We start from the raw sequence: 23,076 nt of genomic DNA on the forward strand, positions 1-23,076 counted from the left end.
CTTACTCCGTAGAATCATTTACTTGGCCGCCTTACGCGCCAACATCTTCTCGCGAAAGCGTGCCGCCCAGCCGGGCTTCGCGACCTGCGGCGGGCGGACCAGCGCGAGCGCGTCGGCCTCGACGTCCTGTGTCACGACCGAACCGGCCGCGACGATCGCGCCGGCACCGATGATTACCGGTGCGACGAGCGCGGAGTTCGAGCCGATGAAGGCGCCCTCGCCAATGACGGTACGGTATTTGAAATAGCCGTCGTAGTTGCAGGTGATCGTGCCCGCACCGATGTTCGCGCCTGCGCCGATGTCCGCGTCGCCGATATAGGTGAGGTGGCTGACCTTCGCCCCCTCGCCGATGACGGCCTTCTTGACCTCGACGAAATTGCCGACCTTGGCGTCCGCGCGCAAGTCCGCACCGGGGCGAAGACGCGCGAACGGACCGACATTGGCACCCTTGCCGACCGAGGCGCCCTCGATATGGCTGAAGGCGTGGATCGTCGCGCCGTCGTCGATATGCGCGCCGGGGCCGAAGACGACATTGGGTTCGATCACCACATCGCGGCCGAGGTGCGTGTCGTGCGCGAACCAGACGGTGTCGGGTGCGATCAGCGTGGCACCGTCAGCCATGGCCTGCGCGCGGCGCGTGGCCTGCCAGGCGCCCTCCACACCGGCGAGTTCGCCGCGGCTGTTGACGCCGGCGACCTCGTCGGCGCCGGTCTCGATCACGGCCGATGCGCGACCGTCGGCGGCGGCGAGCATGACGATGTCGGGCAGGTAATATTCGCCGGCCGCGTTGTCGTTGCCGACGCGGTCGAGCAGCGCGAACAGGTCCTTGGCATGGACCGCCATCAGGCCGGAGTTGCACAGCGTCTCGGCGCGTTCGGCCTCGCTCGCGTCCTTGAACTCGACCATCCGGTCGATCCGGCCCTCAGCATTCGCGATGACACGGCCGTACGCACCGGGGTCGGCGGGGCGGAAGCCGAGCACGACTGCGGCTGGCGTATCGTCGCCGTGCAACCTGTCGATCATCCGCTGCATCGTCGCGGCGGTGACCAGCGGCACGTCGCCGTAGAGAATCAGGACATCGCCCTCGAACCCGGCCAGCGCCTCGCGAGCCTGCGCGACGGCGTGGCCGGTGCCGAGCTGCTCGGCCTGGAGCGCGGTGGCGATACCGAGGGGGGCGACTGCAGCCTCGACCTGTTCGCGCCCTGCCCCGGTCACGACGACGGTTTTCGCGGGAAGCAGCGCCGCCGCGCTCGCGACGAGATGCAGCAGCATCGGCCGCCCCGCGATCGGGTGGAGCACCTTGTGGAGGTCGGACTTCATCCGCGTGCCCTTGCCGGCAGCGAGGATCACGACTGCGATCGGGTGGGTCGGAGTCGGCTGGTCGGGGGAATGCGTCGTCATGGAGTTTCGCTGCCACGAAAGCCTTGCCAATTCCATAGCGTCGCTGGCAGGCCCCTACGCAATGACGCATTTTTCATTCGATATCGTAGGCTTCGACCTCGACGGCACGCTACTCGACACCAGCGGCGACCTTGCCGCCGCGGTCAATCACGCGCTGGCCTCGGTCGATCGCCCGTTGCTCAGCGTCGAACAGGTCAAGCCGATGATCGGCGGTGGCGCGCGGCACATGCTGAAGCAGGGCCTGACCGCGACCGGCGGGTATGACGAGCCGATGCTCGATACGCTGCATGCCAAGCTGCTCGCCTATTACGAGGCGAACATCTGTGTGCTGACAAAGCCGTATCCGGGTGCGATCGAGGCGCTGGACGCGTTGGCGGCCAAGGGCGTGACGCTCGGCATCGTCACCAACAAGATCGAGCGGTTCGCGCGGATCGTGCTCGGCGAACTCGGGCTCACCGACCGGTTTGCGTGCATTCTCGGCGGCGATACGCTGGCGGAATCGAAACCCTCGCCGATGCCGATCCGCGAAATGGTGAAGCAGTGCGGCGGTGGCAGCGCGGCCTTCGTCGGCGATTCGATCTTCGACATCCAGGCGGCGCAAGCGGCGGGGCTCCCGGCGATCGCGTGCAGCTTCGGCTTCCTGATGCAGCCGGTCGCGGAACTTGGCGCCGAAGCGGTGATCGACGGGTACGACGAACTTGTGCCGACGCTGGAAAGGCTCGGCGCGTGAACCGGACAACGCTCACCCGCATCGCGCTGGTCGTGGCCGTGGTGTTCGCGGTGACGATGGCGCTGTTGCCGAAGCCGCCGCACATGCCGATCGACCAGTTCGGCGACAAGTTCGGGCACATGCTCGCGTTTGCGACGATGGCGCTGCTGGCGGCGCTGTCCTATCCGACCGCGCGGCTGTTCCGGATCGGCGAGCGTCTGTCGTTTCTCGGCGCGATGATCGAGGTGTTGCAGGCGATCCCGTCGCTGCACCGCGATTGTGACATCCACGACTGGATCGCCGATACGCTGGCGATCACGGTGGTGCTGTTGCTGGTGTGGTTCGCCCGGCGGGGACGTGGGGCGCGGTTGAACTAGCCTTTGCGCCACTTCGTCCAGAGGTGCTTGGCAAGCATCGCCGGCGGCATGCGCAGCCAGTGCGAGCGGACGTAGAAGGCGAGGCGCGTGACGGGACGAATTGGCCTGCCCCAACCGTCGCGGGCGGTGATGCGGCGAATGTAGAGACGGTCCAAGCCGCGTGCCGAGCCGTCGCCGAACAGGCTAGCGACGAGTCGTAGCGACCGCGCGACTTCGCGCGATAACCCGTGACGCTTTGCTTCCGCCTCAAGGCTCTCGACCCCGAACTCGTCAACGAGGCACCGGATATCCCACAGGTTGCGCAGGCCGCCGGCGAGATCGCCGTCCGCGAACAGATGGGCTGCGGCGTGGACGATCATGCCGTTCGGCGACAGCGTTCGCAGGCCATTCTCGAGCGGCACGCTGCTATCGATCAGCGCGTCGGCATCCGGCGTGATCCGCGCGGTCAGCGGGAGGATCGTGTGGTGGACGTCGATCATCCGGTCGCGCTCGCGGTGGATCAGCGGCGGCAGTTCATGCATCCAACGCCGGTAATAGGCGTCGTCATACGGATCGGGCTTCACCCATTCCCAGCCGGCCGCGAGCAATGCCGCCTCGACTGCATCGATCGACGCACGCGGCACGAGGATGTCGAGATCGCCGATCGATCGTCCCTGCCCTGCCGACAATCCCGCCGCGACGAACGCCGTGCCCTTCAGCAGCACGACCGGGCAGTCGATCGACGCGAGCGCCCGCCGTGCCATTTCCGCCTCCCAGAGCGCAGCACGACGCCCCTGCTCGGCGGCGTCGCGCGCGTCGGCCAGGATAGCCTTTACCGCCCCCGGCATCGGCAGGCCGTCGAACCGCATGGCAAGCGTACCGATCAACTGCTCGGCTCGCGCCATTGCCAGCAGGGCAGTCCAGCCGTCCGCATCCAGGCCGACGACGATTGCCGGATCGGCGAGCGCGCGGGCGAGAAGGCGGGCGTCGGTCACAGCGCGAGCCATAATGCCTCGACCTGTTCGATCGCGCTCGCGCTGTCGGGATAGTCGATCGCGATCGATGGAACGCCGGCGATCAACCTCGTCAACGCACCGAACCCTGCTTCGCCTAGTGCAACGTAGTTGGTCGAAGCCTGCGTCATTCGCAGAAACGCCTCGGCTGGCGGTACCGGCCGGGTGTCCGTCTCGAACCCGTAGCGCGGGAACACCAGCAAAGCCGGCTTGGCGGGTACGTCCATCGCCGCGATCGCGCGTGCGTCGGGAACCATGTGGCGGATGTCGCCCTTGGGCGTCGCGGGCATCAGCGGCCCCATCCGCGCCGCCGGCCACGCTGCTTCGGCCGCAGCGATCGCTTCGTTCTTCAGGCTGATCAATCGAGGGAAGGCGTGGACCAGGCCCGTCGCGGGATCGAGCAGCGCGAACTCGTCGCCCATGAACCGCCAGCCCTTCGCCGCAAGCAGCGTCGCGAGCGTGGACTTACCTGCCCCCGATATGCCGGTCATCAACAGCGCGCGACCGTTTCGCTCGACCGCCGACGCGTGGAGCAACAGATACCGCCGTGCGCCCAGCGCCATCTGCAGGTTCATCGCCATCTCGGCTGCAAGCAGGCCCTGGCGGAGCGGCAACGGTGCGGCCTCGGGCAGCATGTAATCGCCGCCGATCTCCACCGACGGACGGATCAACCGCCGCCACGGCCGCCGCGCGAACAGGCGGACGGTGAAATCCGCTACGCCGTCTGCAGGCTTCGGATAATCGCGGTACAGCGTTTCGAGCTGCGCGATCGGTGCGCGCCAGTCCGAGCCGATGCGGAACCCGAACGGACCGATCCGCACGAAGAAAGAATGCCTCACGAGCGCTCGACCAAACCGGCCTCGATCAACTCGTCGAGCCGCGCCGCCAAGGCCGCACTATCGGCATCCTCGAGGTCGTAGTCGCTTGACAGCCGACCGAGCAGGGCATCGAGCGACATCGCGCCCTCGGCCAGCACCGCGAGGATCTGCGGTGCAGGTTCGGTCAGCAGATGCGTAATGCCGGACGCGCGGTGATAGACTGCCGTGAATTCGTCGAGCGGCGCGGCCAGCAGGCCATGCTCGGGCGGACCTCGGTAGACGACGTCCCGCACGGCCTCAGCCGCGCGGCATCTGCAACGATGCGAAGCAGGTGAAGCCGCCCTGGCCGCGCTGCAACCGGCGGATATAGTTCACATAGGCGCGGCTGCGTTCCGAATCGGTGCCCGGCAACGAACTGCCGCTGGCCATCGATCGCTTGACCTCTTCGCCCTTGAACGGGCGGGTCGCCGGCGGGAACGCCCCTTTCGTCCGCGCTGGCACGACCTTGCCCTCGGCGTCGATATAGCTGCCGGCGCGGCCTGGATCGGGAACCGGGATCTCGCAGTTCATCACCGAACCGACGGTCTGCGCGAGCGCCGGCCGGATCGACACCACTGCGCCTGCGGTCACCGCGCCGAGCGCAAGCACCCGGCGGCGCGTGGGCACGCCGGTCTCGGAGACCGGGTTCTGATCGGATCGGGTATCGTCGCTCATGGTGCCCCTGCTAGATCACAGCCCTTTCACAATCCTGAAGCGCTGACAATATAGCCGCGCCGATCGTACCGAACTAGGACGGACGCGCGCCGCGTACACGCGCCTGGAGATGATGATGCTTTCGGGATTTGGTTTGCGGACGTTCTGGGCGATCGTCGTGGTCGTCGGCGGCGCGATCGCGGTGTTTGCAATCACCGGCGACGTGCAGGGTGCGATCGTCGCGCTGGTCGGCGGGATCGCCGCCGCCTTGGTCGCGGCCGGGACCGGCGAGGAAGCGCCCGCCGACGATGCCTCCGCCACATCGAGCATTTCGATCCTCGACGACGTGCTCGACGCGGTCGTTGCGCCGGTACTGCTCGTACAGAACGGGCGGGTGACGCTCGCCAATGCGGCTGCACGGACCCTGCTCGGCGCGCATATTCTCGGCGAGGATGCGCGCGTCGCGATCCGCCATCCTGCCGCGGCGGAGCGCCTCGGTACGCCGGGGCCGATCGATGGCGAGCGGCCGATCGAACTGGTCGGACTCGGCACCCGCGACCAGCGATGGGAGATGCGGCTGAGCGAGGCCTCGGACGGCCAGCGGATCGTCCACCTGGTCGACCAGACCGGCAACTACGCCGCCGAGCGGATGCGGATCGATTTCGTCGCCAATGCCAGCCACGAACTGCGCACGCCTTTGGCCTCGATCCTTGGCTTCATCGAGACGCTGCGCGACGAGGCGGGCGAGGATGCAGAGGTGCGCGCGCGCTTCCTGAAGGTGATGGACGACGAGGCGCGGCGGATGCAGCGGCTGGTCGAGGATCTGATCTCGTTGTCGCGCATCGAGGCGGAGAAATTCCGCCTCCCGGACCAGGCAGTCGATTTCGCGCAGCTGGTCGAGGACACGCGCGAGGAACTGGCCGATGCGGCGGGCGATCGCGGGCATGATCTGGTCGCGACGATCGATCCGAATCTTTCCCCGGTGTCGGGCGACCGCGTCCAGCTGTCGCAGATGCTCCACAACCTGATCGGCAACGCGATGAAATACGGGCGCGCAGGGACGCCGGTGACGATCGACCTGAAGCGCGACGATGCCGGGATGATCCGTCTTTCGATCCGCGACGAGGGTGACGGGATCGCCGCGGTCCACATTCCGCGGCTGACCGAGCGTTTCTATCGTGCTGATGCGGGCCGCAGCCGATCGCTGGGCGGTACGGGCCTCGGGCTCGCGATCGTCAAGCACATCGTCGAGCGGCATCGCGGGCGGCTCGATATCGCCAGCCAGGTGGGGGTCGGCACCACCGTGTCGGTCATCCTGCCGCCGAGCGGCGTGGCGCCAAAAGGCGGTGTCATAAAAGGGTAACGCAACTGTCACACAGGATCGCCTTAGCCGCTCTATGGGCGGTGCATGACAGGAATTCTGGTGCAGCGGTTCGTTCTTCTGGGAGTGTTGGGAGCGGTGACGGGCGCGTTGGCCGCGTGCGTCGATCAGGCGAACGGCGGCGGTGCGGGCTCGCGTGACCAGATCACCGCGGTTGGCTCGTCGACCGTCTATCCGTTCACGACGATGATCGCCGAACAGCTCGTCGCGAACGATCCCGGTGCGAAGGCGCCGGTGATCGAGTCGACCGGCACCGGGGCTGGCATGAAGCTGTTCTGTGCGGGCATCGGCGCGGCGCATCCCGATATCGAGGATGCATCGCGGCGGATGAAGGCGAGCGAATACGCGACGTGCGCGAAGAACGGCGTGCACGACGTGATCGAGATCCAGGTCGGGATCGACGGCATCGCCTTTGCCGAGGCCAAGAACGGCCCGAAGATGCAGCTGACGCCGACCGATCTTTACAAGGCGCTGGCCGCCAATCCGGGTGGCAAGGTGAATACGGCGCGGGTGTGGCGCGACGTGAACCCCGCGCTGCCGGCAGTGCCGATCCAGGTTTATGGCCCGCCGGCGACCAGCGGCACGCGCGATGCACTGGCCGAGCTGATCCTGACCAAGGGGTGCGAGGCGAGCGATCCGACCGCCAAGGCGCTCGCGAAGTCCGATCCTGACGCTCACAAGGCGCTGTGCACGCGGGTGCGCGAGGACGGCCTGTATGTCGATGCGGGCGAGAACGATAATTTGATCGTCCAGAAGCTTCAGTCGAACCCCAATGCGATCGGCGTGTTCGGGTACAGCTATCTCGAAGAGAACAAGGACGACGTGAACGGGGTATCGATCTCGGGCGTGGCGCCGACCTATGCAACGATCGCGGACAATGCGTATCCGGGGTCCCGGCCGCTGTATATCTACGTGAAGAAGGCGCATCTTACCGCGATTCCGGGGCTGCGGAATTTGCTGAAGCTGTATGCCGCGAACTGGGGGGTGACGGGGCCGTTGGTAAAGCGGGGTCTGATCGCGGCGCCGGCGGCGGTTCAGGCGCGGTCGGCAGCGATTATCGCGAACGAGACGGTGCTGGATCCGGCGGTGTTGAAGTGATGTTTCTCTATTCCAGCCGTGCTCCCCTTCTAGTTCCCCCGCGAACGCGGGGGTCCAGGAGCCAAGCTCGATGTCGGAACTTAGCTGGGCCCCCGCGTCCGCGGGGGAACAAGCATGTTACGATGATCACGTCAGACCAAACCGCAACCACCCCGGCAACCGCAACCACCCCGGCGAAGGCCGGGGCCCAGTTGGGCACCGTTGCATTGGCTAACGCTGCGCGCAGTTACGTTGACCTTTCCAACTGGGCCCCGGCCTCCGCCGGGGTAGCGGTGAGCGGGATGGTGCATCAGAGCGGGCTGGAACTGTAATGTCCCCCATCGCTCTCCTCTTCCTGGTCCTCGGCCTGGGCCTCATCGGCTGGCTCACCGCCCGCGTCCGCGCCACTCGCTTCCGCGCCGGCAGCAGCGTGCGGTTCAGCTCGCTGCCGTCGCATCACGGCTGGTACGTCGCGCTGTGGACCGCGATCCCGCCGCTCGTCTTCCTCGTGATCTGGTCGATGACAGCCCCCGCGCTCGTCACCGATGCCGTGCTCGCCACGCCAGCTGCGATCCAGCTCCCCCCGCCCGGCTTCGATCGCGCATCGATCCTCTCGGAAGCGCGCAGCCTCGCGGAGGGTCGTAGCTTTGGTGCGTTCCACGGGCTCGCTCGCACGCTGGCCCCCTCCTACGCCGCGGCGCAATCGCGCTACGACTGGATCGCCACCGCCGCCGCGCTGCTGCTCGCCTTTGCCGGTGGTGCGTTCGCCTTCACCCGCGTGAAGCCCGGGTTCGGCGCGCGGACGCAGGTCGAGCGGGTCGTGATGCTGATGCTGCTCGGCGCCTCGTTGATCGCGATCCTGACCACGGTCGGCATCGTTGCCTCGCTGCTGTACGAGTCCGCGCGTTTCTTCTCCGTCGTGCCGATCACCGACTTCCTGTTCGGCACGCACTGGAGCCCGCAGGTCATCGACGCACGAGATCCCGGCGCGTCGCTTGGCGCGGTGCCGTTGTTCTGGGGGACGTTCTTCATCGGCGCCGTCATCGCGATGATCGTCGCGATCCCGTTCGGTCTGATGAGCGCGATCTACCTCACGCAATACGCTGCGCCGACGACGCGCAAATGGATGAAGCCGATCCTCGAGATGCTCGCCGGCGTGCCGACCGTCGTCTACGGCTATTTCGCCGCGCTGACGGTCGCGCCTGCGGTGCGCGACTTCGCGGTTTCGATCGGGATCAGCTGGGCGTCGTCCGAAAGCGCGCTCGCCGCCGGCCTCGTGATGGGCATCATGATCATCCCGTTCGTGTCCTCGATGGCGGATGATTCGATCGCGGCGGTCCCTTCGTCGATGCGCGACGGCAGCCTCGCGATGGGCGCGACCTCGTCCGAGACGATCCGTCGCGTGCTGCTCCCCGCCGCCCTCCCCGGTGTCGTCGGCGGCGTGCTGCTGGCTGTTTCGCGCGCGATCGGCGAGACGATGATCGTCGTCATGGCCGCGTCCGGTGTCGCGACGCTGACGCTCAACCCGTTCGCCAGCACCACCACCGTCACCAAGCAGATCGTCGACCTGCTGACCGGCGAGGCCGAGTTCGACAGCCCCAAGACGCTCGCTGCGTTCGCGCTGGGCCTGACGCTGTTCGTGGTCACGCTTCTTCTCAACATCGTCGCGCTGCGCGTCGTCAAACGGTACCGCGAAGCCTATGAGTGACACGCTCGTGCCCCAACTGCCCGTGAGTGCCGCGGAGCCGGTGCGCCGCGTGCCGACTGACTGGACCACGCAGGCGATGCAGTCGCGCATCCGCCGCCGCTATGCGTCCGAGCGCCGCTTCCGCTTCGCCGGGCTCGCCGCGGTATGGCTGTCGGCGGCGTTCCTCGCCTATCTGCTGATCACGATGGTGATGCAGGGCGCGAGCGGGTTCGTCGAGACGCGCGTATCGCTCCCGGTCGATCTCGCCGCCGCCAAGCTGCCGATCGAGCCCGCCCGCCTGGTCGGTCGCGGTGCCGACCTCGCGCTTGCCGGTGCAGGGCTGGAAAACACCGTCGACCTCGCCGCCACCAAGGCGTTCGGCAAGGACGGCACCGACCTTCTCTCCGACGGCGCCTGGGCGGTGGTGCGCGATGCGATCAAGGCCGACCCGTCGCTGCTCCAGCGCAAGACCGTGTTCGAGGTCCCCGTCTCCAGCCCGATCGACGTCGCCGCCAAGGGCGACGGCACGCGCGACGCCGAAGCGGTCGTCGCGCGGCTGAAGGCGAGCGGCGCGCTGACCCGCGGGTTCAACGCCGGCTTCCTCACATCAGCGGATTCCACCGATGCCACCCGCGTCGGGATCTGGGGCGCGTTCAAGGGATCGTTGCTGACGATGGTCGTCACACTGCTGCTAGCGTTCCCGATCGGCGTGCTGTCGGCGCTGTATCTGGAAGAATATGCGCCGAAGAACCGCTGGACCGACCTTATCGAGGTCTCGATCAACAACCTCGCGGCGGTGCCCTCGATCATCTTCGGCCTGCTCGGCTTGGCCGTCTTCCTCGGCACCTTCGGGATGCCGCGCTCGGCACCTATAGTGGGTGGCCTAACCCTCGCGCTGATGACGATGCCCGTCATCGTCATCGCCGGGCGCAACGCGATCAAGGCCGTCCCGCCGTCGATCCGCGATGCCGCGCTCGGCATCGGCGCGTCGCCGGTGCAGGTCGTGTTCCACCACGTCCTGCCGCTCGCTTTGCCCGGCATTCTGACCGGCACGATCATCGGCATGGCGCGTGCGCTGGGCGAGACGGCGCCGCTGCTGATGATCGGCATGCGCGCGTTCATTGCCGCGCCGCCGTCCGGCCTCGCCGATCCCGCGACCGTGCTGCCCGTCCAGATCTTCCTCTGGTCGGATCAGGTCAGCCGCGGTTTCGTCGAGAAGACCTCCGCCGCGATCATCGTCCTGCTCGTGTTCCTGCTCGCGATGAACGGCGTCGCGATCTACCTCCGCAACCGATTCGAGACCCGCTGGTGATGCCAAACATTCCGAAAATCCCGAATCTCAAAATGTCGGCGCGCAACGTCTCCGTCTCGTACGGCAGCAAGCTGGCGATCGACGACGTCTCGATCGACGTCGACCAGGACGAGGTGGTCGCGTTCATCGGCCCGTCGGGCTGCGGCAAGTCGACCTTCCTGCGCACGCTCAACCGCATGAACGACACCGTCGCGAGCGCGCGCGTGACCGGCGAGATCAAGCTCGACGGCCAGGACATCTATTCGCCGGACATGGACGTCGTGCAGCTCCGCGCGCGCGTCGGCATGGTGTTCCAGAAGCCCAATCCGTTTCCGAAATCGATCTACGAGAACGTCGCCTATGGCCCGCGTATCCATGGGCTCGCGGGCGCCAAGGCAGATCTCGACCGGATCGTCGAGAAGTCGCTGCGACGGGCTGGCTTGTGGGACGAGGTCAAGGATCGCCTGAGCGACAGCGGCACGGCGCTATCGGGCGGCCAGCAGCAGCGGCTCTGCATTGCCCGCGCGATCGCGGTCGATCCCGAGGTCATCCTGATGGACGAGCCGTGTTCGGCGCTCGATCCGATCGCGACCGCGAAGATCGAGGAGCTGATCCACGAACTGCGCGGCCGCTACGCGATGGTGATCGTCACGCACAACATGCAGCAGGCGGCGCGCGTCAGCCAGAAGACCGCGTTCTTCCATCTCGGCACGCTGGTCGAATACGGCAACACCTCGGACATCTTCACCAATCCCCGCGAAGAGCGGACCAAGGATTACATCACCGGCCGTTACGGCTGAGTCGGGAAACGACCATGAACACGCATACGGTCAAGGCCTTCGACAACGACATCGGCGAGCTCCGCGGGTTGATCTCGCAGATGGGCGGGCTCGCCGAGGACGCGATCGACAAGGCGATGCAGGCGCTGCAACGCAACGACCTCGCGCTTGCCGAACAGGTCCGCGTCGCCGACAAACAGATCGACGTCATCGAGGCGGAGGTCGAACGGCTCGCGGTTCGGATCATCGCCTTGCGCGCACCGATGGCGGTCGACCTGCGCGAAGTCGTCGCCGCGCTGAAGATCGCGGGCGTCGTCGAGCGGATCGGCGATTATGCCAAGAACATCGCCAAGCGCGTGCCGATGATCGAAAGCGAGCACCGGATCGAGCCGATCTCGATCCTGCCGGCGATGGGCCGGATGGCGAGCGAGATGGTCCACGACGTGCTCGACGCGTTCGCCGCGCGCGACGCGGAAGAGGCCGTTCGCGTCGTCGAGAGCGACAATGCGCTGGACGATTTCTACGACAGCATCTTCCGCACGCTGGTCACCTACATGGTCGAGAACCCGAAGACGATCAGCCAGGTCGCGCATCTGCTGTTCGTTGCGAAAAACCTCGAGCGGATCGGCGATCACGCGACCAACGTCGCCGAAATGGTCTATTTCGCCGCGACCGGCACGCAGATGGTCGATCGCGAACGCGGCATAAAGAAGGAGCCGGCATAATGGCACGCGCGAAGATGCTCCTGGTCGAGGACGACGCCGCCCTCGCCGAATTGCTGGTCTGGCATTTCAAGCGCGAGGATTTCGAGATCGCGCATACCCCTGACGGCGAGGAAGCCTTGCTGCTCGCCAAAGAGAAGGTGCCCGATATCGTCCTGCTCGACTGGATGGTCGAGGGGCTGTCGGGGATCGAGGTGTGCCGTCGCCTGCGCCGCGCACCCGAGACTCAGAACGTGCCGATCATCATGCTGACGGCACGCGGCGAGGAAGAGGATCGCGTCCGTGGGCTTGAAACCGGCGCCGACGATTACGTGACCAAGCCGTTCTCGCCGCGCGAACTCGTCGCCCGCGTCGGGGCGGTACTCCGCCGCGTGCGCCCTGCCCTCGCCGGCGAAGCGCTCAGCTATGCCGACATCGAGATGGACACGGTTGGCCACAAGGTCCGCCGCGCCGGCGAAGTCGTGTCGCTCGGACCGACCGAGTTCCGGCTGCTCAAGCATTTCCTCGAGCATCCGGGCTGGGTGTTCTCGCGCGAACGCCTGCTCGACGCGGTGTGGGGGCATGACTCCGATATCGAGAGCCGCACGGTCGACGTACACATCCGGCGGTTGCGAAAAGCGATCAACGTCGGCGAGCGTCCAGACATCATTCGCACCGTCCGCTCGGCTGGCTATTCGCTCGACACGGGGGGCTGACGAGCCTGTCCCGCGGTGGGGCGAATGGAATCGGTTGCGAAACGAAGGACCCAAGCACGACTTAGTGCGTTCAGACGTCGCGCTACCAAAATGGTGCACCCATTTAGGAGATTCGTATGAAGACCATTCTTTTCGCTGCTGCCGCACTCCTCGCGTCGCCCGTGATCGCCCAGACGACCCCACCGGCCGATCCCGCGATGCAGACCGCGCCCGCAGACCAGACCGCGCCCGCAGACCAGGCTGCTCCCGCCGATCCCGCAGCACCGGCCGATCCCGCGATGGCCGCTCCTGCCGATCAGGCCGCAGCACCTGCCGCACCGATGGCAGCCCCGGCACCTGCTGGTGGCGTCACGTTCGCCCAGCCGACCGTGACCCCGCCAACGCCGGCACCTGCGACGTATCCGGTCTGCTCGAAGACGGTCAAGGACGGCTGCCGCAACCGCGGCGGCAAGTAAGTCGCGTTGCAAGCGGTGGGTGATCCTGCCGCTTGCCGCATCGCTTGCATAGCCAGCTTTACGTTCTAGGAAAGGCGCTCCAACTATAAGAGAGGAGCGCCTTTTCCATGTCTGAGAACTTTGGGTCCATCAGCTTCGAAGGCCGCGTCGCGATCGTCACCGGCGCCGGCGGCGGCCTTGGCCGCGAATACGCGCTCGAACTCGCCCGCCGCGGCGCGAAGGTCGTGGTCAACGATCTCGGTGCGTCGCGCGACGGCACCGGCCATTCCGACGCCACGCTGAAGGTCGTCGAGGAAATCGAAGCAGCCGGCGGCGAAGCGATGTCGAACGGCGGCAGCGTTACCGAGTACGACCAGATGGTCGAGATGGTCGCCCGCGCGTCCGAGAAATGGGGCGGCGTCCATATCCTCATCAACAATGCCGGCGTGCTGCGCGACAAGAGCTTCGCCAAGATGGAGCCCGCCGACTTCAAGTTCGTGGTCGACGTTCACCTGAACGGTTCGGCCAACGCCACCAAGGCGGTGTGGGACACGATGCGCGCGCAGAATTACGGTCGCATCCTGATGACCGCATCCTCGACCGGCCTATACGGCAATTTCGGCCAGGCGAACTACGGCGCGGCGAAACTCGGGCTTGCGGGTCTTACCAAGACGCTGGCCATCGAGGGTGCGAAGAACAACATCAAGGTCAACACGATCGCGCCGACCGCGGGCACCCGCATGACGCAGGACATCTTCCCCGAGGAGGCGTTCAAGGCCTTCTCCCCCGACAAGGTCGCGCCCGCCGCGGTGTTCCTGGTGTCGGAAGACGCTCCCACCAACATGATCGTCGGCGCCGGCGCCGGCGTGTTCCAGGCGGCGTACGTGACGTTGACACAGGGCAAACTGCTGACGGGCGACGATCTGTCGGTCGAAGGTGTTGCCGCGAACTGGGACGCGATCATCGACCGCGTCGGCGAGATCGTTCCGCAGTCAGGCTCGGAACAGTCGATGACTATCCTGAGCAAGCTGCAGGGGCGCTGACTCCTGGGCCTCCCTTGCAAGGGAGGCCCTATCTACCCGTTCCCCCGCGGAAGCGGGGGTCCAGGACCACGAACGTTGTCGGTTGTAATCATGGGCTCCCGCTTTCGCGGGAGAACCGGATGCATTTGGGGTACCTGCGGCTTCATCCTTACCGCGGCTCTCGCATCTGCCAGACTACTCGACCGATGACCGCGATAGCTCCGTCGGGCACCGGCCCTGCATCAGGGTTATCGCTCTTCGCCACCAATGCCCCGCGTACCAGAGCTACGCGCTTCACCATCACGGCGTCCTCGATCCGGATCACGTACACACCGCCCTTTGCGCTCGGGGTACGGTCTGCGGTGTCGACCACGATATGATCGCCGTCGAACAATCCCGGCTCCATCGAGCTGCCCCGGACACGAATGATCGCGGCCTGACCATCCCTGAGGCCCAGTCTGCGGGCGAGGCCCGGATCGAGCGTATCGGTGCCGAGCACGATCTCGCCGTCGACCAGCGCGCCCGGCCCGGCCGACGCCGCGACGTTCAGCTTCGGAAGGCGGAAGCCTGGCGCGCGTTCCGCCGGCGCTCCAAGTGCCGTCTCGCTGACGCCAAGATAGTCCGACAGCAACCGTCGGTCGCGTTCGCTCAGTACGCGCGGCGATCCGCGCCTGACATACTGCTGCAGATACGCGGCGTTGCGCCCCAGCATCACCGATAGGGCCGCCAGACTATCGCCCCTCGTTGCCGCAAGCGTTGCAAGTGCAGATCTTGGATCGGGATCGGATGCGGTTCTGGACACCACCTGACCCTAGCGTAGGAAATTTCCTAGACAAGTAGGATTTACCGGAACAGATCAGGAACGCAGCCCGGGAGTCGGGCTAGGGACTCGGAAGGAGCAACATGTCCGTTCTCATCAAGATCGATCGATATCTGCGGCAGACCGGCATGCCGATGACCAAGTTCGGGCGACTGTCGGTGGGGGATCCGCGGCTGGTCCACGATCTCCGACTCGGCCGGCAGCCGCGTGCGCCGATGGTCGCAAGGATCGAAACCTTCATCGAACGACACGGATCATGAGGATGGATGCGATCCGTGGCCCCGATGCGGGAACGCTGCTGATCCGCGTGCTGCGGGGCCATGCGGCTGCGGCGAGCCTGACGATGCATGTCGAATCGATCGCGTGCACGCCTTGGGCCAGCGCGACGTTCGTGGGCACGCTGCACCGGCTGACGATGGCAGCCGTTCCCGTACCCGGTCTTCGAGACTGGATCGATGGCCTGCCCGAAGCTGTGTTCGCGATGCGCGGGCACATCGTCGCCGATCTGTCGGTGGACCGCATCGAAACGATCGACGGCCGGGAGCATGTGACCGTCGACGTGCTGACGCTGATCGACGCTTAAACCACGCGCAAGGGGTGGACTTTCGCCTGCGGAACCACGAAGTCGGCGGTCAACGAAGGAGATGACGATGGCCGGAATGGGCAAGTTCGACTGGGCGGATCCGTTCCTGCTCGACGATCAGTTGAGCGAGGACGAGCGGATGATCCGCGACAGCGCCAAGGCGTATGCCGACGACAAGCTGGCGCCCAGGATCATCGACGCGTTCCAGCATGAGCATACCGATCCCGCGATTTTCCGCGAGATGGGCGCACTCGGGTTGCTCGGGCCGACGATTCCGGAGGAATATGGCGGCGTCGGCGCGTCCTATGTCGCGTACGGGCTGGTCGCGCGCGAGGTTGAGCGGATCGACTCGGGCTATCGCTCGATGATGTCAGTACAGTCGAGCCTCGTAATGTACCCGATCAACGCGTTCGGCTCGGAGGCGCAGAAGCGGAAATACCTGCCCAAGCTCGCGACCGGTGAATGGATCGGCTGCTTCGGACTGACCGAGCCGGATGCCGGGTCCGATCCCGGCGGCATGACGACGCGCGCGAAGAAGACGGCCAACGGCTATGTGATCTCTGGCGCGAAGACGTGGATCTCGAATTCGCCGATCGCGGACGTGTTCGTGATCTGGGCGAAGTCCGACGAGCATGGCGGCGGTATCCGCGGGTTCATTCTCGAGCGCGGGATGAAGGGGCTGGAGACGCCCAAGATCGAGGGCAAGCTTTCGCTTCGCGCGTCGATCACCGGCATGGTGATGATGGACGAGGTCGAGGTCGGCGAGGACGCCTTGCTGCCGGACGTGCAGGGATTGAAGGGACCGTTCGGCTGTCTCAACCGTGCGCGCTACGGGATTTCATGGGGTGCGCTGGGCGCGGCGGAATTCTGTTTTCACGCGGCGCGGCAGTACGGGCTCGATCGTAACCAGTTCGGGACGCCGCTGGCCGGGCGGCAGCTTTTCCAGAAGAAACTGGCGGATATGGAGACCGAGATCGCACTCGGGCTGCAGGCTTCGCTGCGCGTCGGACGGTTGATGGACGAGGGGCGGTTCGCGCCGGAGATGGTTTCGATCGTGAAGCGCAACAATGTCGGCAAGGCGCTCGATATCGCGCGGATGAGCCGGGACATGCACGGCGGCAACGGCATCTCGGGCGAGTATCAGGTGATGCGCCACCTGATGAACCTGGAAACGGTCAACACTTACGAGGGCGCGCACGACGTGCATGCGCTGATCTTGGGGCGGGCGATCACGGGGATTGCCGCGTTTTAAGTGCGGCTCCCCGGCTTCTGCCAGTCCGTCGCATGTTGCCGATCCCGTCCGTCACTCATCGCCACCCCGTCACCCCAGCGAAAGCTGGGGTCTCCCGCGTCGAGGGCGCGCCCTGTTACGGGGATATCCCAGCTTTCGCTGGGATGACGGGGTGGGTGCTGGAATGACGGCGCGCGCGGTGTCGGGTGACGGGCGTGCTAGCGTAACAACGACGGCAGGGTGACAGCGGTGCCGAGGTACCGGCTCAAGTTATCTAAACCGGGGTTGTTTCAGGCGACCACCGGACGCCGGGCATACAGCCCGTAGCTCAGGATCAGCGCGTAGCAGATCGCGGGCAACAGCAGAGCGAAGTGGAGCGACCCCGAGCTATCCGCCAGCACACCCGTGAAATACGGGATGATCGCGCCGCCGACGATGGCCGTGGCGATCACGCCCGAGCCTTCGGCGGCGCGCTTGCCCAGACCCTCGGATGCCAGCGTGAAGATCGTCGGGAACATCACCGCGTTCATCAACCCGATCGACAGCAGCGCCCAGCCCGAGATCGCGCCCTCGGTGTTCGCCGAGATCAGGATCAGTGCCAGCGTCCCCGTGGCGACGCCCGCGAGGACCTTGCCCGGTGAAACCTTGTTCAGCACGTACGCACCGATGAAGCGGCCGACCAGCGCACCGCCCCAGTAGAACGGCACGTGCTTGCCCGCGGCGACGTCGCTCAGGCCCATCACGCTCGGCTGCATCAGGTAATTCACGATCAGCGAACCGATCGCGACTTCGGCGCCGACGTACAGGAAGATGCACGCCGTCCCCATCGCGAAGCGCGGGCGCTTCAACAGCGTCAGGCCGTGGAAGATGCTGCCCGACTGGTCCTGCTCTTCCTGGAGGCGGTTGCGGCGGGTCCAGACGACTGCGGCGACGATCAGCAGCGCGATCGCGAGGCCGATATAGGTGTGCACAACCGCGCGCGACGATTCGGTCCGGTACGCGTCGAGCGCAGCACCGGTGAGCTTCGAGGAATCGACCGTGGCCAGCCCGCCGAGGATCAGCGCGGAGCCGACATACGGGAAGATGGTGGTGCCGAGCGAGTTGAACGCCTGCGCGAAGGTCAGCCGGCTCGACGCCGACTTTGGCGCACCCAGCGCGGAGATCAGCGGGTTGGCGACGACCTGCACCACGGTGATCCCTGCGCCGAGCACGAACAGCGCGAACAGGAACATGCCGAAGCTCGCCTTGCCCGCCGCCGGGATGAACAACAGGCAGCCGACCGTCATCGTCACGAGGCCGATCGACGCGGTGCGCATATAGCCTGCCTTGCGTACGATCGCCGCGGCGGGGATCGAGAACAGCGCATAGGCGAGGAAGAACGCAGACTGGACCAGCATCGCGGTCGCGTGGTCGAGCGTGAACAGCTCCTTCATCTTCGGGATGATGATGTCGTTCAGCGACGTGATGCCGCCGAAGATGAAGAACAGCGCGAACACGAACACGCGCAGATCGGGCGCGTCGTAGCCGTGGCTGGCATCGCCTCCTGCTGCGGCTGTTGAATGGGTATCGACGTGCATGTGTAGCGCCCTCTCGCGATCTTATGCCGCGGGACATAAGCCGGGGTGGCAGCGCGTGGCAATCCTGCTTGGTACGATCCGCCGCGACCGGCTAGAAAGGCGCGCATGAGCCGCTTCACCGTCAACAACGAGCCGATCGAATACAAGCTCGACGCCGACACGCCTTTGCTTTGGGCGTTGCGCGATGCGTCGAACCTGACGGGCACGAAATATGGCTGCGGTACGGGGCATTGCGGCGCGTGCACGGTCGATGTCGACGGGCGCGCGATGCGCAGTTGCCGCGTGCCGATCGGCTCGATCGAGGGCGCGTACGTCACCACGATCGAGGGACTGTCGCGCGAACGCAACCATCCGGTGCAGCTGGCCTTCATCGCCGAGAATGTCCCGCAATGCGGCTTCTGCATTCCCGGCATGATCATGGCGGCGGCCGCGCTGTTGAAACGCAATGCGGACCCGAGCGAGGATCAGATTAGGGAGCAGATCACGAACCTGTGTCGGTGCGGCGTGTATCCACGGGTGGTGGAGGCGATCCAGCGGGCCGGGCGTGCGACGCGCGGGGAGGAGGTCATTCCCGCCGGCCCACGGCCTGGGATCGACCAGGCGGATTCCGCGCGGCTGGTGCCAGCCTTGGTGCCGCCGCCGGCGCGGTAGCTTGCCCGGATACCCAAGTTTGTTTCCCCGCGAAGGCGGGGATCCAGACTGGGCTCCCGCCTTCGCGGGAGAACAAGGAAGCAGGGGCCGGCGACGTTACGGAGGGCGCTCAAACCTGTCTGATCGCTGACGAACCCATTCAGCGTTGCCACACTCCGACTCGCCTAGACGGGTTGCATCAGAGGAGCCGGCTTGTGCGCCGGCAGTCGAGGACGACGGCGATGACGGGCAAGTTTTTCAAGCTCTTGATGGCAGCGTCGGCATTGGTGCCGGCGACGATGATGGCGAGCGCCGCGAGCGCGCAACAGGTCGAGCAGGATCGCGGCGACCGCGGTGATCGTGGCGATCGCGGTGATCGCGGTGATCGCGGCGGCAATGGTGGGCAGCGCCAGGAGCGTGGCAATCGCGGTGATCGCCAGCAGGCACAGCAGCGTCCGCAGCGCGCCGATATGGCCAACTCGCCGCAGCAGCAGGGCCGTGGCCCGGACCGGATTCAGCCCGGCGGCGATCGCGCACAGGCGGGCAACGGGCAGTTCAACGGCCAAGGCAACGGTCAATTTAACGGTCAACTTAACGGGCAGCGTCCCGGGACCGGCAATGACGGGCGCGGCAATGACCAGGGCCGCCCCGGCTGGCAGCCCGACCGCGGCAACCAGCAGGCGGATCGTGGACAATATGGTCGCAACGATGGCCGTCCCGGCTACGACAACCGACCCGGGTATCGCGACGACAATCGTGGGCGCGACGACGGTGGACGCGACGGCTACCAGAACCGCCAGCCCAACCGGGGCTACGGTAACGCGCAAGGCTATGGCCGGGGCAATGACGGCCGGTATAACCAGGGCGGCTACAACCAGGGCGGGGCGTGGAACCGCGGCTGGCGCAACGACAACCGCTATGCCTGGAGCAACTACCGCGCGTCGAACCGCGGCGCGTACCGCCTCCCGCGCTATTATGCGCCGAGCGGCTGGGGGGCAGGCTATCGTCGCTTTGGGGTCGGCTTCTCGCTGAGCAGCATATTGTACAACCGCAATTACTGGATCCAGGACCCGTACACCTACCGTTTGCCCGAGGCGTACGGTGCGTATCGCTGGGTGCGCTATTACAACGACGCGCTGCTGGTCGATCTCGACAGCGGCCGCGTGGTCGACACGGTGTACGACATCTTCTGGTAATCGAGAGAGCCCCGCGACGAGATTGCCGCGGGGCTCTTGCGTTTCGTCTTCAGTTCGCCAAATCCTGCGGCGTGGGTATCTTTTCAAAAGCCAGGAAGGTCGATCCGGCCATGGCACTCCGCCAAGCCGCCGGATTGCAGGTTTCGGCACGGCTCGACGCCAATCCGGCGGTGCAGCGCATCGCAATGGACACGGTGCAATTCTATTATCAGGCGCCGTTCCTCGATCCCAGGACTTGCAAGCAACTGATCGCGATGATCGACTCGAAGCGACGGCCCTCGACACTGCTCTCCGACCGCCCCAACAGCAGCTTCCGCACGTCGGAAAGCTGCGACATGGATCGCTGGTCTCCCGAGGTGCAGCCGACCGACGAGGCGATCGCGACCTTGCTCGGTATCGACCTGCTCCACGGAGAGACGATGCAGGGCCAGCGCTATGCCCCCGGTCAGCAATTCCGCGCGCACCACGACTATTTCCACGAGTCCGAAAGCTATTGGGCGAAGATGCAGGAGCAGGGCGGCCAGCGCACCTGGACCGCGATGGTGTTCCTCAACGACGTCCCCGAGGGCGGCGCGACGTGGTTCCCGCAGGCCGGCATCAAGATCGCCCCGAAGCGCGGTATGTTGCTCGCGTGGAACAACATGAATCCCGACGGGACTCCCAACGGGCTGACCTTGCACGAGGGCATGCCGGTGATGGAGGGCACGAAATACATCGTGACGAAGTGGTTCCGCGAGCGGCCTTGGATCAAGTGAGGAGGCGAGACGACTGCCAGATGGCTCGGCCCCCTTCCACCGTAGCGAAGTCCCCTTTCCAAATCCCGTCGCCTCCCCCCGTTCGTCCTGAGTAGTCGCCGAGGGCGGCGTATCGAGACGGCGTATCGAAGAACAGGTTGGCGCACGGGACCCATGCTTCGATACGCACCCTCGATACGCTTCTACGAAGCTACTCGGTCGCTACTCAGCACGAACGGGGTTGGGACCGCCGGTAACGCGGGGCGTTCCCCGGCGGAGGCCGGAGCCCAGTCGAGAGACGTTACTGACCGAGTGTAGCGCTCCCTTGGGCCTACCTTTCCAACTGGGCCCCGGCCTCCGCCGGGGAGGTCCCCTTGGAAAGGCATCGGCGCTGACCGACTGAAGCCCCCCTCCCCGCTCGACAATCCCCCCGCAGCCACTACGTCCGAGGCATGACAGTTCTCGGCGTAACTTCTTCCATCCTCGGCCAGCCCTGGCGCTGGCGAGCCCTCGCCGCAGACGGCCGGGACGGCTTCGGCGTCGGCGGTTCGGGCGACGATCTCGTTACCCAGCTCCTCCTCGCGCGGGGCTGCCCTCGCGATGCGCTCGACGCGCACCGCACCCCTTCGATCCGCGCGTTCATGCCCGACCCGTCGATCTTCCGCGACATGGACCGCGCCGCCGAGCGCCTCGCCGACGCGGTGCAGGCGCAGGAACAGGTCGCGATCTTCGGCGATTACGACGTCGACGGCGCCACCTCCGCCGCGTTGATGGTCCTCGTGCTGCGTGACCTCGGCATCGAGGCCCGCCCCTACATCCCCGACCGCCTGCTCGAAGGCTATGGTCCCTCGGGCGAAGCGCTCGTCCGCCTCGCCGGCGAAGGCGCCTCGCTGATCGTCACGGTCGACTGCGGCGCGCAGGCGTTCGACGCGCTCGACGCCGCCCGCGACGCGCAGGTCGACGTGATCGTCATCGACCACCACAAATGCTCGACCGCGCTCCCGCACGCACTCGCGCTGGTAAACCCCAACCGCCTCGACGAGACGGAAGGTGCGGCGCACGGCCACCTCGCCGCCGTCGGGATGTGCTTCCTCGCCGCCGCCGCGCTCGTCCGAAGCCTGCGCACCCGCGGTTTTTTCAAGGACCGCGCCGAGCCGAAACTGATCGACCTGCTCGACATCGTCGCGCTCGGCACGGTCGCCGACGTCGCGCAGCTCCGCGGTCTCAACCGCGCGTTCGTCGCACAGGGCCTGAAGGTCATGGGCGCCCGCAGGAATATCGGCGTCGCCGCGCTGATCGAAGCCTCGCGCCTGACCCGCAACCCGACCTGCACCGATCTCGGCTTCGCGCTCGGCCCCCGGATCAATGCCGGCGGCCGCGTCGGTCGCGCAGACCTCGGCGTCCGCCTGCTGACCACGCAGGACCCGGACGAAGCGCGCGAGATCGCGACCGAACTCGATCGCCTCAACGAGGAACGCCGCGCGATCGAAACCATCGTGCAGGAAGCCGCCGACCTGCTCTCAAGCCGAGACCGCGCGGTCGCGGTCGTCGCCGGCCATGGCTGGCACCCCGGCGTGATCGGCATCGTCGCCGGCCGCCTGAAGGAAAAGCTTGGCCGCCCCGCAATCGTCATCGCGATCGACGAGAACGGCATCGGCAAGGGCTCCGGTCGCTCGATCCCCGGCGTGGACCTCGGCGCGGCGGTCATGGCCGCGCGCGAACACGGCCTGCTGGTCGCTGGCGGAGGCCATGCGATGGCCGCCGGCCTGACGATCAGCGAAGCGGGCATCCCCGCCTTCACCGACTTCCTCGAAGAACGCCTCGCCGCCGCCGTCGAGCGCTCGAACGGAGACCGCGCGCTCCTGCTCGACGCGGTCCTCGCGGCGGGCGGCGTGAACCCCGGCCTCGTCGAATCGATGGAAGCCGGTGGTCCCTACGGCATGGGCTGGCCCGCCCCCCGCGTCGCGATGGGCCCGGTCCGCGTCATCAAGGCGGACGTGGTCGGCAACGGTCACGTCCGCACGATCGTCGCGGGTGACGACGGTCGCAGCATCAAGGCGATGGCTTTCCGCTCGGCCGAGAGCGCACTCGGCCAGGCCCTGCTCGGCGCCCCGCCCCACCGCAAGCTCTGGCTGGCGGGCCGCGCCAAGATCGACGACTGGTCGTCGCGCCCCTCCGCAGAATTACACGTCGAAGATGCCGCCTGGGCTGATTGAGGGGTTGACGC

At 66.5% G+C, this 23,076-nt stretch carries 25 protein-coding genes; 18 read left to right on the top strand and 7 right to left on the bottom strand.

Features of this window, described 5'->3' with window-relative positions:
* Positions 1-18: 18 nt before the first annotated feature.
* Complete coding sequence (gene glmU / locus SJY41_RS10855) at positions 19-1,401, bottom strand: bifunctional UDP-N-acetylglucosamine diphosphorylase/glucosamine-1-phosphate N-acetyltransferase GlmU (protein WP_380781601.1); 1,383 nt, start codon at positions 1,399-1,401, stop codon at positions 19-21.
* Positions 1,402-1,462: 61 nt separating this feature from the next.
* Between glmU and SJY41_RS10860 the strand changes: the two genes are divergently transcribed.
* Together SJY41_RS10860 and SJY41_RS10865 are read left to right on the top strand one after the other, a co-directional pair.
* A complete protein-coding gene (locus SJY41_RS10860) occupies positions 1,463-2,131 on the top strand; it encodes an HAD-IA family hydrolase (protein WP_380781603.1) in 669 nt (222 codons plus the stop codon).
* Positions 2,128-2,487, top strand: a complete 360-nt coding sequence (locus tag SJY41_RS10865) for a hypothetical protein (protein ID WP_380781605.1) — start codon at positions 2,128-2,130, stop codon at positions 2,485-2,487. Before SJY41_RS10860 ends, SJY41_RS10865 begins: the two co-directional genes overlap by 4 nt.
* Here the strand turns inward: SJY41_RS10865 and SJY41_RS10870 are convergent.
* From SJY41_RS10870 to SJY41_RS10885, 4 genes are read right to left on the bottom strand one after another with little or no spacing between them, the layout of a single operon-like run.
* Positions 2,484-3,473, bottom strand: coding sequence for a nucleotidyltransferase family protein (locus tag SJY41_RS10870; RefSeq protein WP_380781607.1), 990 nt, complete (start codon positions 3,471-3,473; stop codon positions 2,484-2,486). The genes SJY41_RS10865 and SJY41_RS10870 overlap by 4 nt on opposite strands.
* Positions 3,458-4,318 carry an HprK-related kinase A gene (locus SJY41_RS10875; RefSeq protein WP_380781608.1) on the bottom strand — a complete coding sequence of 287 codons (861 nt, stop codon included), beginning with the start codon at positions 4,316-4,318 and terminating at the stop codon, positions 3,458-3,460. The genes SJY41_RS10870 and SJY41_RS10875 overlap by 16 nt, the downstream gene beginning before the upstream one ends.
* Positions 4,315-4,590: an HPr-rel-A system PqqD family peptide chaperone gene (locus SJY41_RS10880; protein WP_380781610.1), complete on the bottom strand. Its 276-nt coding sequence runs from the start codon at positions 4,588-4,590 to the stop codon at positions 4,315-4,317. Before SJY41_RS10880 ends, SJY41_RS10875 begins: the two co-directional genes overlap by 4 nt.
* A 4-nt stretch (positions 4,591-4,594) precedes the next feature.
* Positions 4,595-5,011 (bottom strand): hypothetical protein, encoded by a 417-nt coding sequence (locus SJY41_RS10885; RefSeq protein ID WP_380781612.1) that lies wholly within the window; start codon positions 5,009-5,011, stop codon positions 4,595-4,597.
* A 115-nt stretch (positions 5,012-5,126) separates the two neighbouring features.
* Here SJY41_RS10885 and SJY41_RS10890 point away from each other — a divergent pair, with 115 nt between their 5' ends.
* The 9 genes from SJY41_RS10890 (at position 5,127) to SJY41_RS10930 (ending at position 14,099) form a co-directional block, all read left to right on the top strand.
* Positions 5,127-6,353: an ATP-binding protein gene (locus SJY41_RS10890; RefSeq protein ID WP_380781614.1), complete on the top strand. Its 1,227-nt coding sequence runs from the start codon at positions 5,127-5,129 to the stop codon at positions 6,351-6,353.
* Between the two features lie 45 nt (positions 6,354-6,398).
* Positions 6,399-7,469, top strand: a complete 1,071-nt coding sequence (locus SJY41_RS10895; RefSeq protein WP_380781616.1) for a substrate-binding domain-containing protein — start codon at positions 6,399-6,401, stop codon at positions 7,467-7,469.
* Positions 7,470-7,779: 310 nt separating this feature from the next.
* Complete coding sequence (gene pstC, locus SJY41_RS10900; RefSeq protein ID WP_380781618.1) at positions 7,780-9,156, top strand: phosphate ABC transporter permease subunit PstC; 1,377 nt, start codon at positions 7,780-7,782, stop codon at positions 9,154-9,156.
* Positions 9,149-10,447, top strand: a complete 1,299-nt coding sequence (gene pstA / locus SJY41_RS10905; protein WP_380781620.1) for a phosphate ABC transporter permease PstA — start codon at positions 9,149-9,151, stop codon at positions 10,445-10,447. The genes pstC and pstA overlap by 8 nt, the downstream gene beginning before the upstream one ends.
* On the top strand, positions 10,447-11,226 hold the full coding sequence (gene pstB / locus SJY41_RS10910) for a phosphate ABC transporter ATP-binding protein PstB (protein ID WP_380781622.1): 780 nt from the start codon (positions 10,447-10,449) through the stop codon (positions 11,224-11,226). Before pstA ends, pstB begins: the two co-directional genes overlap by 1 nt.
* Before the next feature lie 14 nt (positions 11,227-11,240).
* Positions 11,241-11,930: a phosphate signaling complex protein PhoU gene (gene phoU / locus SJY41_RS10915; protein WP_380781624.1), complete on the top strand. Its 690-nt coding sequence runs from the start codon at positions 11,241-11,243 to the stop codon at positions 11,928-11,930.
* Positions 11,930-12,622, top strand: a complete 693-nt coding sequence (gene phoB / locus SJY41_RS10920) for a phosphate regulon transcriptional regulator PhoB (protein WP_380781626.1) — start codon at positions 11,930-11,932, stop codon at positions 12,620-12,622. Before phoU ends, phoB begins: the two co-directional genes overlap by 1 nt.
* A gap of 116 nt (positions 12,623-12,738) precedes the next feature.
* Positions 12,739-13,077 (top strand): hypothetical protein, encoded by a 339-nt coding sequence (locus SJY41_RS10925; RefSeq protein WP_380781628.1) that lies wholly within the window; start codon positions 12,739-12,741, stop codon positions 13,075-13,077.
* 107 nt (positions 13,078-13,184) lie between these two features.
* The gene (locus SJY41_RS10930) at positions 13,185-14,099 is read left to right on the top strand and encodes an SDR family NAD(P)-dependent oxidoreductase (RefSeq protein WP_380781630.1); all 915 of its coding nucleotides are present in this window, start codon (positions 13,185-13,187) and stop codon (positions 14,097-14,099) included.
* 148 nt (positions 14,100-14,247) lie between these two features.
* Here the strand turns inward: SJY41_RS10930 and SJY41_RS10935 are convergent, their stop codons facing one another.
* Positions 14,248-14,880: a helix-turn-helix transcriptional regulator gene (locus SJY41_RS10935; protein WP_380781632.1), complete on the bottom strand. Its 633-nt coding sequence runs from the start codon at positions 14,878-14,880 to the stop codon at positions 14,248-14,250.
* Between the two features lie 101 nt (positions 14,881-14,981).
* Here SJY41_RS10935 and SJY41_RS10940 point away from each other — a divergent pair, with 101 nt between their 5' ends.
* The 3 genes from SJY41_RS10940 (at position 14,982) to SJY41_RS10950 (ending at position 16,733) form a co-directional block, all read left to right on the top strand.
* Positions 14,982-15,158 (top strand): hypothetical protein, encoded by a 177-nt coding sequence (locus SJY41_RS10940; protein WP_380781634.1) that lies wholly within the window; start codon positions 14,982-14,984, stop codon positions 15,156-15,158.
* A gap of 2 nt (positions 15,159-15,160) precedes the next feature.
* Positions 15,161-15,481: a hypothetical protein gene (locus tag SJY41_RS10945; RefSeq protein ID WP_380781636.1), complete on the top strand. Its 321-nt coding sequence runs from the start codon at positions 15,161-15,163 to the stop codon at positions 15,479-15,481.
* Positions 15,482-15,548: 67 nt separating this feature from the next.
* A complete protein-coding gene (locus tag SJY41_RS10950) occupies positions 15,549-16,733 on the top strand; it encodes an acyl-CoA dehydrogenase (RefSeq protein WP_380781638.1) in 1,185 nt (394 codons plus the stop codon).
* Positions 16,734-17,002: 269 nt separating this feature from the next.
* Here the strand turns inward: SJY41_RS10950 and SJY41_RS10955 are convergent, their stop codons facing one another.
* Positions 17,003-18,289, bottom strand: coding sequence for a sugar MFS transporter (locus SJY41_RS10955; RefSeq protein WP_380781639.1), 1,287 nt, complete (start codon positions 18,287-18,289; stop codon positions 17,003-17,005).
* A gap of 105 nt (positions 18,290-18,394) precedes the next feature.
* Here SJY41_RS10955 and SJY41_RS10960 point away from each other — a divergent pair, with 105 nt between their 5' ends.
* The 4 genes from SJY41_RS10960 to recJ all read left to right on the top strand — a co-directional run bounded on the left by SJY41_RS10960 (position 18,395) and on the right by recJ (position 23,065).
* Complete coding sequence (locus SJY41_RS10960) at positions 18,395-18,940, top strand: (2Fe-2S)-binding protein (protein ID WP_380781641.1); 546 nt, start codon at positions 18,395-18,397, stop codon at positions 18,938-18,940.
* 221 nt (positions 18,941-19,161) lie between these two features.
* Positions 19,162-20,115: an RcnB family protein gene (locus SJY41_RS10965; RefSeq protein WP_380781643.1), complete on the top strand. Its 954-nt coding sequence runs from the start codon at positions 19,162-19,164 to the stop codon at positions 20,113-20,115.
* A 110-nt stretch (positions 20,116-20,225) separates the two neighbouring features.
* Positions 20,226-20,870, top strand: coding sequence for a prolyl hydroxylase family protein (locus SJY41_RS10970; RefSeq protein WP_380781645.1), 645 nt, complete (start codon positions 20,226-20,228; stop codon positions 20,868-20,870).
* A 431-nt stretch (positions 20,871-21,301) separates the two neighbouring features.
* Entirely contained in the window at positions 21,302-23,065 is a 1,764-nt protein-coding gene (recJ, locus tag SJY41_RS10975) for a single-stranded-DNA-specific exonuclease RecJ (protein WP_380781647.1), read from the top strand.
* The last annotated feature ends 11 nt before the right edge of the window (positions 23,066-23,076 follow it).

This window comes from Sphingomonas sp. R86520, from assembly GCF_042466285.1.
In the GTDB taxonomy this organism is placed as follows: Bacteria; Pseudomonadota; Alphaproteobacteria; order Sphingomonadales; family Sphingomonadaceae; genus Sphingomonas.